General features: G+C 34.6%; 12 protein-coding genes. 1 reads left to right on the top strand and 11 read right to left on the bottom strand.

The window, feature by feature from the left end; translation table 11 throughout:
• The first annotated feature begins 163 nt into the window (after positions 1-163).
• Entirely contained in the window at positions 164-1,642 is a 1,479-nt protein-coding gene (locus tag ACXGSQ_RS13100) for a collagen-binding domain-containing protein (RefSeq protein WP_458626606.1), read from the top strand.
• Positions 1,643-1,739: 97 nt separating this feature from the next.
• Here ACXGSQ_RS13100 and ACXGSQ_RS13095 read toward each other — a convergent pair whose 3' ends face one another.
• The 11 genes from ACXGSQ_RS13095 to ACXGSQ_RS13045 all read right to left on the bottom strand — a co-directional run bounded on the left by ACXGSQ_RS13095 (position 1,740) and on the right by ACXGSQ_RS13045 (position 12,731).
• On the bottom strand, positions 1,740-2,744 hold the full coding sequence (locus ACXGSQ_RS13095) for an LLM class flavin-dependent oxidoreductase (RefSeq protein ID WP_458626605.1): 1,005 nt from the start codon (positions 2,742-2,744) through the stop codon (positions 1,740-1,742).
• Positions 2,745-2,938: 194 nt separating this feature from the next.
• The gene (locus tag ACXGSQ_RS13090; protein ID WP_458626604.1) at positions 2,939-3,523 is read right to left on the bottom strand and encodes a DUF6515 family protein; all 585 of its coding nucleotides are present in this window, start codon (positions 3,521-3,523) and stop codon (positions 2,939-2,941) included.
• Between the two features lie 256 nt (positions 3,524-3,779).
• Positions 3,780-4,079, bottom strand: coding sequence for a hypothetical protein (locus tag ACXGSQ_RS13085; RefSeq protein WP_458626603.1), 300 nt, complete (start codon positions 4,077-4,079; stop codon positions 3,780-3,782).
• Positions 4,080-4,211: 132 nt separating this feature from the next.
• Positions 4,212-4,940, bottom strand: coding sequence for a LytR/AlgR family response regulator transcription factor (locus tag ACXGSQ_RS13080; protein WP_458626602.1), 729 nt, complete (start codon positions 4,938-4,940; stop codon positions 4,212-4,214).
• A gap of 2 nt (positions 4,941-4,942) precedes the next feature.
• Positions 4,943-5,980, bottom strand: a complete 1,038-nt coding sequence (locus tag ACXGSQ_RS13075) for a sensor histidine kinase (RefSeq protein WP_458626601.1) — start codon at positions 5,978-5,980, stop codon at positions 4,943-4,945.
• Positions 5,981-6,344: 364 nt separating this feature from the next.
• Positions 6,345-7,565 carry an ABC transporter permease gene (locus ACXGSQ_RS13070; protein WP_458626600.1) on the bottom strand — a complete coding sequence of 407 codons (1,221 nt, stop codon included), beginning with the start codon at positions 7,563-7,565 and terminating at the stop codon, positions 6,345-6,347.
• Between the two features lie 2 nt (positions 7,566-7,567).
• Positions 7,568-8,311 (bottom strand): ABC transporter ATP-binding protein, encoded by a 744-nt coding sequence (locus ACXGSQ_RS13065; protein ID WP_458626599.1) that lies wholly within the window; start codon positions 8,309-8,311, stop codon positions 7,568-7,570.
• Between the two features lie 9 nt (positions 8,312-8,320).
• Positions 8,321-9,526: an efflux RND transporter periplasmic adaptor subunit gene (locus ACXGSQ_RS13060; protein WP_458626598.1), complete on the bottom strand. Its 1,206-nt coding sequence runs from the start codon at positions 9,524-9,526 to the stop codon at positions 8,321-8,323.
• 11 nt (positions 9,527-9,537) lie between these two features.
• Entirely contained in the window at positions 9,538-10,866 is a 1,329-nt protein-coding gene (locus tag ACXGSQ_RS13055) for a TolC family protein (protein WP_458626597.1), read from the bottom strand.
• 184 nt (positions 10,867-11,050) lie between these two features.
• Positions 11,051-12,169 (bottom strand): DUF6688 domain-containing protein, encoded by a 1,119-nt coding sequence (locus ACXGSQ_RS13050; RefSeq protein ID WP_458626596.1) that lies wholly within the window; start codon positions 12,167-12,169, stop codon positions 11,051-11,053.
• Between the two features lie 85 nt (positions 12,170-12,254).
• The gene (locus tag ACXGSQ_RS13045; protein WP_458626595.1) at positions 12,255-12,731 is read right to left on the bottom strand and encodes a hypothetical protein; all 477 of its coding nucleotides are present in this window, start codon (positions 12,729-12,731) and stop codon (positions 12,255-12,257) included.
• Positions 12,732-12,790 lie beyond the last annotated feature (59 nt).

The raw sequence follows: 12,790 nt of genomic DNA, 5'->3' as shown, positions 1-12,790 counted from the left end.
CTTTCTATTGATTGCTACGCGAGGTATTATAGGGAGCTGTGTTTTGTAGGTAAATCTTTATTGGATTTTGGGTTTTTGAAAATTTGGCGACTATTCGATGAACGACACGTAATTAATGCTTAAAATGTTATTTTTGTTGTACTTAACCTACAAATAACATTTTATGAAAGCGAAAATTGTACTCTTCAATTTAGTTGTCGGCTCCTTATTGTTTAATGCTACAGACCGTCTCGGCGCCCAAACCAACCCCATTCATCCTACCGCTGCAGCACAGCAGTTTAATGTATTTACCTCTGGTGATGCTATTGCTATAAAGACAGAATCTGAAGGTTCTTGGGCGGTTGGTGGAGATTTAACGCTCGACGGTACTTTGAATATCTTTGGAGGTGTTCAGTATTACAATGGGGATAGTCAGGCTACTGCTTTAGTGGTGAACGGCAAAGTGCACTATGTGTCTGGTCGTTTACAAGTCTTAGAAAACAACTATATTAAAATCGGTGATTTGTCAACTAGCACTATTTTTGAAGTGGATCAGAACAATGTGCCTAGTAATACTCGAATAACTCCTCTTGGAGGTCATTTTGATAGTACTCCAAACATTGCGCTTTCAACCCCACAAAGTGCAGCCTCTATTGCCGGAGATCCTCAAATTGATTTTTCAGCTGCGTTTAGTACGTTTGCCGCTGTTTCGGATGACTTAAGTACACTTACTACTAATGTGTCTTGGAACTTGAATGAATTTAGCCAAGGTAAGCTATGGGTCGATTTAACACCTAATGTGACCAATATTCTTAATTTGACTGTTGCTGAATTTAATAGTTTGAGTGAATTAAAGTTTAATTCTATAATTCCTTCAGAAACAACGCCATTTATTATTAACCTGACCGATGTTAGTGTTGGTGCTGCTGTTGTTAGTTTAGACAGTTGGCCTAATATTGTAGGCAGTCCGCTTAGTTATGCGCCATATGTTTTATATAATTTTGCAGATGTGAGTTCTACTATAGATTATACAGGAGGTGCTCAAATTTATGGGACTATTTACGCACCAAGTGCTCGTTTTAATAATCGAAGTCAATTTAATATTGATGGACAGATTATTGCTGAAACATTTGAGCAGAACTCAGGAGAAGTACATCCTTATTTATTTGATACCACTATTGATTTTCCACCAACAACATCTGAAGAAATTTGTGATGGTATTGATAATAATGGTGATGGTGTTATAGACGAAGGCTTTGCAGATACTGATGGTGATGGTGTTGCGGATTGTATAGATAATTGTGTTTATACCTATAATACGGATCAAGTGGATTCTGATGGAGATGGTATTGGAGATGCTTGTAGTGGTGGTGCTGCCGCTGGACCTTCGTACCGTAGTAGTTTTAGTTTTGAGGCCTACCCGACTCCATTTAATGGTATTGTTAATTTGAAATATTCCTCGACTCTAGATGAGACAGCTGAAATTGATATCTATGATATTAGAGGAAGCTTAGTTAAACGTATCTCTAATTTGGCAAGTACGTCTAATGCCTCTAAGGTGATACAATTGGATTTATCAGATATTGCTAAAGGCAATGCTGTTTTATTTGTTCGTTTTAAGACTAGTGAAGGGACTATTGTGAAACAAATCCTTTCGTTTTAAACGAGTCATCTCTTAAAAATATAAAAGCCAGTTAGAATTATTTCTAACTGGCTTTTATTATTTAGAGCCTTTAATGGCGTGTTCTGTATATTAGCAATTACTTTAATTCCTCCATGATTTCCGCAAATAATTTATACGATTTGATGCGGTCTTTGATATCATAAATATTCGTAACGGCAATAAGTTCGTCGGCTTGGGTTTGCTCCATAAACTCCTTAACTTGGGCTTTAACTGTGGCTTTACTACCAATAAAGCTATACTTTAGCATTTGGTGAACTTGCGGGTTTCTCATGATATCCCTTAACTCTTCCGTCATATCTGTTGGAGGCTGTACGTTAGCACGTCTTCCTGTAAATATACCTACAATCATTCGTATTAAAGACGTTGCTAGGCGTTCAGCCTCTTCGTCGGTATCCGCTATGATAATATTAACTCCGGCCATTACGTATGGTTTTTGGAGTGCATCAGATGGTTGGAATTCTTTACGGTAAATGCTTATGGCATCCCATAAGTGTGTGGTAGCAAAATGACTGGCAAACGCATAAGGCAGTCCTTTTTTAGCTGCTAAATGTGCACTATCGGTACTTGATCCTAAGATGTAAAGCGGTACGTTGACCCCTTCGGCAACTGTGGCCCGTACTTTGGCATCTTCATTTTCGATAGAAAAATAAGTTTGTATTTTTTCTATTTCAATAGGAAAGGACTGTGCGGCTTGCATAAAATCGAAACGAATGGCTTCTGCTGTTTCTCGGTCAGTACCAGGCGCTCTACCTAGGCCTAAATCAATTCTATTAGGATATATGGTTCCTAAGGTTCCGAATTGTTCAGCAATAATTAAAGGAGAATGGTTGGGTAGCATAATCCCACCAGAACCCACTCTTAGGGTTTTGGTGCCTTGGGCTACATAACCAATTAATATAGAAGTTGCACTACTTCCAATATTAGAAGCGTTATGGTGTTCAGCTAACCAATAGCGTGTATAGCCATAGGTTTCGGCATGTTGCGCTAGTTTTAGTACGTTATTAAAGGTTTGTTGTAAGGTGTGGTCTTCTGACACTAAAGCCAGGTCTAATATGGAATATGTTGTATGTTTAGCGTTCATGATGTTATTAATTTGGGTATAGTTAAATGTTGCAAGGCTAATTTAGTCGGATGTTTAGCTTGCGATTTACAAAGGTAATTACATTTCTAGTTGAATTATTTATAAAATCCAAAAAGGAGAGCCGTTTTAAAAACGCCCTCCTTTTTTTCCAATCAATCTAATCTAATCTAATCTAATCTAATTCATGTTTTTTTCTATTCCATATCTATAATACCAACCACTTCATAAGCTCTAGTACCATCTACTTGTACTTTTTCATAGAGTATATTAGCGTATTCGTAATAGGTTTGTCCGTCTATGGTTACTTTTTCATAATCTTCTGGAAGCTCATAAACGACAGTTCCTATTTCTGGATCGACCACTTCATATTCATTATTTATTTGAATATAAAAGATGCCTTGTGCGATGTAATAATTATGTGTGTTGAAGCGTATGAGTTTATGGTTTGTTGGTAAGGTCTTTATTCTAAAGCCTACTTTAGGAGCAATAACGATGTAATGTCCTCTAGATTGGGTATAAAACTTATTATTTGAATAATAGTAATTTTGTCCCTTATGTTTTACAATGGTTTTGTTTGGTATAGACCTTACAGAAACGATTTTACGTGTTGGTTTTTTGTAAATAACCTTAGTGCTTGAGACTCTTCTGTTGTTAGCCTTACTAACGACTGTGGTCGTTTTTTGTTTTGTATTACTACGCTTTGTTTGTGCTGAAACCTGTGTTGCTGTCCCTATTAATAGCAATGCTGGTAATACGAGTGTTTTTATAAGTGCTTTCATAATTCTAAATTTTTAAAATTCAACATTTTCAATCACTTTCTAAGACTCTATTTATGATCGATGGTTTAAAGGTATTCGTAATATTTATGTTAAAAAAAGCAAATAGACGGATGCTCAGATTGTATCTACCAATACATAAATTTTATGGATTTGTTTATGGTGGTGTGCCCATTCACCTCTTTGCATTAGGTGCAAAAAAAGGTATACTATTAAGTTTAGTATACCTTTTACTGCTATTAATTAATTTATAGGGTATTTATTTTAGTAAACTTAATAAACCTGTTAGTTCTGTTAGGTTTAAGCTTGCATTACTATCGGTATCTAAAACCTTAAAATTATCGGCCACAGAACCTATCGCTTCATTAGTACTAATGGCTTCATCGTTATTCGTATCTAATAAACTAAACAGTGTTGTAATTTGTTGAACCGTTGCATTAGAGCTTAATGAGCTTAATAAGGTTGCAGCTTGAGATACTGTTGAGGTATTAACGTCTTTTACACTATTACAGCTGAACATTGAGATTACTACTGTTAATGATAGTATTGTTTTTTTCATATTTATAAAATTATTTTTAATGCTGGTGCAAATGTAATTTTATGGAATGGTATTTAGAAAAGGAATATACAGTCCCTATCTATTTGCTGCTTAAATAGACTATTCTATAGACGAATCAGAACCGACAGGTTATTATAATGAGTTGTTATTGATAAATTCTAGAAATTTTGACTTGTATTGTTCTGAGACTGTAATCCGTTGCTCGTTGATAATAATTTGACTACGTTCAATAACATCGATATTATTTAGTGATACGATAAAGGAACGGTGTACGCGCATGAATTGTGTTTCGGGTAGTTCTTCCTCTAGCGATTTTAAGCTCATTAGGGTTAAGATAGGCTTTGGGGTGTCTTTTAACCATATTTTGATATAGTCTTTAAGCCCTTCAAAATATAAAACGTCTGCTAATTTAACGCGCAGTTGTTTGTATTCTGATTTTACAAAGAGGAATTCTTTTTCTTCAGATAAGATGCTTTTTCGTTTCCCTTTTACCAGCTCAAACCAGGTATTGGCTTTGTTGGCAGCGGCTAAAAATTCGGCATAATCAAAGGGTTTTAGTAAGTAGTCAATCGCCTCGACCTTAAAACCTTCTAAGGCATAATGATCAAAAGCGGTGGTAAAAATAACACGGGTTTCTTTAGGTAACATTTTAGAAAACTCAATACCTGTAAGATCTGGCATTTGTATGTCTAAAAAGAGTAAATCTACGGGGTTGTTTTTAAGAATTTCCATGGCTTCAATGGCACTACTAAATTTGTTTTTTAACTCTAGAAAGGGTGTTTTTTCTACATAGTTTTCTACTAAATTAAGTGCCATAGGCTCATCGTCTACTATGCTACAGGTGATTTTAAAGTTGCTCATATTCAGTCGGTTTGAATTTCTAATGTAACTAAAAACCGATCATTTTTTACAAAAGTTTTAAAATTAAATTTATCGGCATACAATAGTTCTAGTCGTTTTTCTAAATTTTGAAGTCCGATACCAGACCCACTTTTATCGTCGGTTTTCTTCGGGAAATTATTGTTTTCTACCGAGAATATAACGGTATCATCATCGCAAGTCATGTTAATATCAATGCTACTTGTTTTAGTTGCTGAAACCCCATGTTTAAAGGCATTTTCAATTAGCGAAATAAATAACAATGGAGCTATTTGAATACCTGTTTCTTTAATAGGAAAGGTATAGCTCACCGATGTTTTGTCTGAGATTCTTAATTTCATTAAATCGATATATTTTTTAAGAAAATCGATTTCCTTAGTTAGCGGAATAGATTCTACATTGGTCTCATACAACATATAACGCATCAACTTACTTAAACTGTGAATAGATGATTTGGCTTGGTCTGGCGAAATATCGACTAAAGAATAAATATTATTTAATGAATTAAAAAAGAAATGCGGTTGCAATTGGTAATGCAAATGCTGTAGTTCTGATTTCAGTTTAAAATTAGCAGCCTCTTTACGTTCTGCTTCGGTTTTGTTCCAACGTTGTGTAGTTTTTAAAGCAATTGAAAACAATAAGGGCGCCATATACGACAGCACCTGTAGATAGATTGCCATTTTAAATGGAGGTCTTGCCCTTTCAATGTTTTCAAGACGTTTTTTTAGAATGTCTTGAAAAAAGTTGTCTTCAATATATTCTTTTAGGAACAAAAAGAAAGTGATCATAACAGCATTTATGGCTACAAAATGGAGCATTTTTTTAGTAAATAAAAAGCGATCTACTATTACAAAATAATTAAAATAGAAGATTATTGCCGAAAAGGCTAATGGAATCCAAAAATGCGCTTTAATTCTATCTAACTCTTGTTCTTCACCATACGATATTAAATAGGGTAAGCAAAATAGTGTTAGCCAGACTAGTAGGTGTAAAAAGATTGTTATGTTTTTATTTTTATGCATTACTTATATTCTATTCTATATTTGAAAAAAATGAAGGGATTTATTACAACGTTACTCCTCTAAACCAAAGGTAAAACTATTTGTCTTCAATTTTATATAGAATAGACAGTTTCACGGATTTGCTATATGAACATTATGATTTATCGTTGGAATGGCTTGCCACATTAACCCTATGTTATTGTCGGTTACAGTGCCATTGTCATTTGTTCACATTATTGGTAGTAACATTGGTTTTAGTATCTGTATTTTTCTCTTTACAAGACTGTAGCAAAACCAAAACCACCATAGTTACACTAAGAATTTTAATTTTAGCTATCGTTTTCATAATTACTATTATTAAATTTACATCACGTGAAAATTACTATTACTCGTAGCGTAAAGCTGTAATTGGATCTAAAGCCGATGCTTTTCTTGCTGGATACCACCCAAAAAAGATACCGGTTACGGCACATACCGCAAAAGAGATAACGATAGAATATAGTGCGACACTTGTAGGCCAGTTTAAAAATTCTTCAATAAAGACAGAAGCTCCAAGACCTAATAGCACCCCCAATACACCTCCTGTAATGCTAATTAAAATAGCTTCAATTAAAAACTGCATTAAAATATCTGCTCCTTTAGCACCAACTGCCATTCTAAGACCTATCTCTTTGGTTCGTTCTTTTACGGACACGTACATAATATTCATAATTCCAATACCACCAATTAACAATGATATACTAGCGACTGCAACTAATAAAATGGTTAACATTTCACTGGTAGAACTAAAGGTAGATATCAACTCTTCCATAGAACGCACGGTAAAATCATCTTCTTCACTATCCAATAATTTATGTTCTGTACGCAATATAGCACTCAACTGCTCTACGGCAGCTGGTGCATCATCTTCACTAATCGCAGATGCTATAATTTGATTCAAGTGATCGATTGCCAGAATACGTTTTTGTACTGTAGTATAAGGAGCAATCACAACATCATCTTGATCTTGACCAAACGTATTCTCCCCTTTTTCTTCTAATACTCCAATTACTTTAAACGGTATATTGTTAAAACGAATCATTTGACCCACAGGGTCTTGACCATCAGGAAACACATTATCTACTACAGTTTGTCCTATCACGGCTACTTTAGAAGCTGATTTAACTTCAGCATCTGTAAACATGCTTCCACTCTGTAAACCAACCACCTTGATATCTAAATATTCAGGATTCACTCCGTAAATAGAAGAAGGCCAGTTGTTAGAACCGTTAATAATTTGTCCATTACCATTAACTACAGGCGTGATGTAACTAATTAAATCGGATTGCGCTTTTATCGTCTCATAATTAGCGAGTGTCAATGTTTGTACATCTCCTCCACTACCTCTTGCTGGACCTCTATTGTCTGCACCTGGTTGTATGGTTATCATATTAGAACCCATGGCAGAAATAGTAGTTCGAATACTTTCCTTAGAGCCCTCACCAATAGCTAACATAGCAATTACGGATGCCACACCAATGATAATGCCTAACATAGTCAACAAAGTTCTCGTTTTGTTAAGAACAATAGCCTTTGTTGCGATTTTAAATAAATTTAATAGTCTCATAATTAATGGTCTTGTTTAGGTAATTTGGCTAATTCACTTGCTGCAGATAGTATATTATGATTATTATAATCTTGCATAATATCTCCATCTTTTAATACAATAGTTCTGCTACTAAACGTGGCTATATCTGGTTCGTGTGTTACAAACGTGATAGTAATACCTTGTTTATTTAATTCTTGAAATAAAGACATGATCTCGTACGAGGTTCGTGTATCTAAGTTCCCTGTAGCTTCATCAGCGAGTATCATTACGGGGTTGTTAACCAATGATCTGGCAATCGCTACACGTTGTTGTTGACCACCAGAAAGTTGTGCTGGTGTATGATGTAAACGTTCTCCGAGTCCAACTTTTTTTAAAGCTTCAATAGCTCGTTTTCTGCGTTCTTCTGTAGACACTTTACTGTTATACAACAATGGTAATTCTACATTTTCTATAGCCGATGTTCTAGCTAATAAATTATAAGATTGAAAAATAAACCCAATCTTTTCGTTTCTAATGGTTGCTAATTCATTTCTGCTGAGATCTTTTACACTTACACCATCAATTTCATAGGTTCCAGAGGTGGGTTGATCTAAACAGCCTAAGATATTTAGCATGGTACTTTTACCAGATCCACTAGACCCCATTATGGTAACAAACTCACCTTCTTTTATTGAGAACGAGATACCTTTTAAGGCATGAACCGTTTCGGTTCCCATGGTAAACTCACGTTTTAAATCTTGTATTTTTATGATTTCTTTACTCATCGTTCTCTATTATTTTCTGTTACCGCCTGGGCGTTGTGGCATAAAAGGACTTTCACTTTTTTCCTCAGTTCCAGCTTCCGATTTAGAAACTCCTTTTAAACTGTACACTAATTTATCACCTTCGGAAATTCCGCTTAAAATTTGAACATTAACACCATCACTGGCACCAAGTGTTACCATCTTCGGTGTAATTGATCCATCAGTACCTAACACCCAAAGTGCAGTGGCTTCTCTAGATCTTTCGCTATTTTTTGTTTCTAAGCCATGTTGTTGATTATATGTTGCTAATACTTCTCTTTCTGGTTTAAAGTTGATGGCTTTAGCCTCTGCAGTTAACACATCACTTAATTCTAAAGTGTAAATAGAGATGGTTGCTGTTAATCCTGGTTTTAGTTTTAAGTCTGGATTATGTGCCTTAATGACAACGGTATATGTTACAACATTTGAAGTAACTGTTGGGTCTAAACGCACTTGTGTTACTTCACCTTCAAAGGTCTCTCCTAGGTAGGCATCTACTGTAAATTCTACACGTTGTCCTTCTATTACTTGTCCGATATCAGCTTCATCCACATCCGCTTCCACTTGCATTTCTTTTAAGTCTTGTGCAATGGTAAATAAGGTTGGTGTGCTTAAACTTGCTGCTACGGTTTGCCCTTCGTCAATATCTCTAGACAATACTACCCCATCTATAGGCGAGTAAATATTGGCATACTCTAAATTGGTTATTGCCTGTTGCAAATCAGAATAACGTTGTGTTACTGTTCCTTTCGCGGTTTGATAATTATAGTTGGCATCATCAAAATCGGATTTACTAATAACCTGATTATCGAACAAAGTTTTTTGTCTGTCGTAAATCGTTTTCATGTAGTTTCTTTGGCTTATGGCATTATCATAAGCTGCTTGTGCTTGAGTTTTAGCTGCATTAAGATTGGTTTTATCCAATTCTGCAATGAGCTGTCCTTCGGTAACCACACTGTTATAGTCTACATATATTTTTTCTACAACACCAGATACTTGTGTCCCAACTTCAACCTGAGTAATTGGTTCTATGGTTCCTGTCGCAGTAACCATTGTGGTGACGTCTGCTTTTTTTGCCACTATTGTTTTCGCTTCGATAACCATAGCATCGTCACCCTTTAAGAAAGTGTAGCTTGCAAAGGCAATTACTAGAACTGCAATACTGGTTATGATTATAGTTTTCTTATTTTTTTTCATGATGGTTTTTATTAAAGTTTAATAGTGTTTCCTTGATAAAATTGTAATAATTGATGATATAGAATGCTTAAATATTTAGCTTGTAAATAGTTTTGTTGCGCATTGGTAAATGTGTTTTGACTTATCACTAAATCAGTAGTGCTTAAACCGCCTAATTCGTATTTCTTTTGCGCTAGTTTATACGATTGTTCTGCGGCTGTTTTAGAAGCTTCTGCGGCTATGAGTTGTTCTTGTGCAGATACAGCGTTTTGATAAGCCGTTTCTACTTTCTTATAGACCTCTTTTTCGATTAATTGCTGATTAATCTGTGCTTTTTCTATATTGATTTGTGCCGATTGTACTGCTGCTTTGGTCTGGTTTCTGTTAAATATGGGAATGTTTAATGACAGTCCAAGACGTTGATTAAAATTTACATTAAACTGATCAGAAAAGTTATTATCATTAACACTTGTATAGCCCGATCCCAAACTGCTCACCAGTGATAAGGTTGGTAAATATGCTCCTTGAGCAATGTCTAACTCTTTTTTGCTGACCTCTACTCCTATCTTACTCGCATCAATTTCTGGTAAAATACCTAGTGCTTTATTGTATATAGCCACTTTATCGAGCTCTAGTGTAATGTAGTCGACATCGTTGCTTAAGGTTTCGATTTCGATATCTTGGGTAGGATTTAACTCTAGTAATTGTTTTAGAGCGATAATGTATTGCTGGTAAGTGTTTTTAGCTGTAATAATCGCATATCTGTTCGTTGCAGCTTGACTCTGTGCTTCGGTGTAATCGCTTAAGGCAATTGTTCCTGCATCTAATCTTGCTTTAGCACGTTCGACTTCTTTTTCTGAAGCTATTAAGTTGTTTTCAGCAATAGTAATTCCTTCTTTAGCATATAAGATTTGCAAATAATTTTCTAAGATGCTTAAGATGATGTTGTTTTTAGTTTCTTGGGCAAACAACTCACTCTGATTTAGTAATAATTTGTTTTGCGCGATTTGATTATTAATCTGGTTCCCCTGAAATAAGGTCACAGAACTATTAAGACTAAGGTTAGTACTGTAGATTTGATCGGTAACATAATCGCTTGTAATTGGATCAATAGAATTTCCATTAGAAAATGTTTCAGAGGCTGTACCGTAGAGGTTTGGTAATCTCGATGATTTTGCTTTACTGTAATCTACAGTGGCTTGCTCGTAATTTAAAGCCGCATCCTTTATGGTGATATTATTTTCTAAAGCATACTGAAGACAATCTTCTAAAGTCCAAAGTTTAGATGTTTCAGAATTGTTTTCTTGCGCTACAATTACCTGAGTTATTAGTAGTATTATGATGATAAAAAAACGTTTCATATTTGAGTGTATTTGATTTTACACTACAAAGATGAAACGATATCCTATCTTAATATAAAGCGATAGACGTTTGCGCTAATTCACTATATGAATTGAGGTATTTTATCGATGAGGTTTTTCACCAGAATTGAATTTAGTCATTTAATTTGTAATTATTGGCTTTCAAAGTCTGATTTAATGTTAACTATGGTTTACCAGATATAGTTTTTATAGTCTTTATGTTTTGTTTATCTGTTTTACTTAAATACTGTATGGCTATGCGATTTTCAGGATATTTATCGAAGGTGTAAAGGATAGCTAAGAATACTAGTTCTAAAGGTTTCATAAGTATATAAATCCCATCAGAAATCCATTTTATATTGAATATATGGTAGTGCTTATGAATTTGACCTCCAACTTTGTTATAAGCTTTCCTAATGATTTTATGTGCGTTAGGGTATCTGTCTTGTACTAAATCTTCAAAGGCATTAGCGATTAATAATTGTCTATTGCAAATGATTTTATTTCCATTACGTTCGCCATATCGAATTGGTTTTACTATTTTTTTATGACCATTTGCTCCAACGGAGCATAAAAAATGCCCACCACATTCAACGTTATCGCACATATAATCTAATTGAGAAAAGCCATGTTTATAAGTTTGGGTAAAGGCACTAATTAAGCTGTCTGGTTTCTGTCCAAAAATTAAAAGAATTAAAGACAGTACTATGAGTACTGGAACCAAAATGAGAGTTAAGATAGGGTATTTATAAATCGGTTTTAGTTTTAAAACGGCAATGCAGAATCTTCCAATAGTATGGTGAGATTCTAATTTATGTTGCTCTATATGTTGCTTGATGATTTTTTGATTTTTATCTAGTTCTATGAGGAGTAATAAGATGATAGGTATGTTGCCAAAAATCCACATAAACATTCCTAGTTCCATGTTATGAATGTGGAAACACAAGAGCACATTGATGATTAACCCCAATATTAAAAATGCATTTAAAATAAGTTCAGCTAACGGTGGTAAAACTCGTTTTTTGAAGATTGATATACTATAGCACACGGTATAGGCCATAAGTAAGATATACACCCCTATTCTATGATCGGGTGAAAACACGGCGCTATCGGTACAGCAATCGTTTGTTTCAGCTACATCAAAGATAGCTATGAAAAATGCAGGAACGAGCACAACGGTCCATAATTGAATTACTTTGAATCCGTTTTCCCTTGTTTTTATTCTGCCTTTAATAGCGTAAAAGAAGCCATTGAAAAGGACAAAGCAAAAGGGAATTACTATGATTAGAAACATTGGAAGCATAGACATGGTTTTATTTTATTAGACGTTTTGGTTAAAGAAATACAAGCTGTTAAAACATGTAATAATTGTGTGTGCTTATCGGAGGTTAACAGTCATTTTTGCTATAGATTAAGTCGTCAAAAAGGATCGCGTCTAATTCTTCAATAATTGTGTGGTCTGCTGCAAATTTGAGGTCTAATAATTGATTTTCTAATTCTACTTTAAATTGTTTTTTGGCATCTGGACTGAGCCATACTCCTTTGAGACGATTTTGATGGTTTTCTAAAAACAAAGCTCCTGTAAAACGATCTTCAATCATTGCGTAATTGGTGTGTTGGCTATCAGTTGTGACACTTAACAATATCCATTGATCTTGCTTGTCGTACTTATACATTGCATTTATAATGGTTTTATTGCCGCCACAAGGATGTTCTTGTTCATTGATGTAGAGTTGTATATTAATCTTCTCGTTTAAGGTGCCTTTGTATAAGACGTTTTTTATGATGTCATCATTTTTTAAAGCAACAGGTTTATCATGACTTGGTACAAGTATTAGCATTAGTATTATAAATAGATTCTTCATATGGATTGTGGTATTTATATTTTCAAATTTGGGTTAACGCTTTATATTATATCAATTAT

The sequence above is a fragment of the Winogradskyella sp. PC D3.3 genome (genome assembly GCF_054366245.1).
Note: the sequence above shows the minus strand (reverse complement) of the source record. Positions and strands in the feature narration are given on the sequence as shown.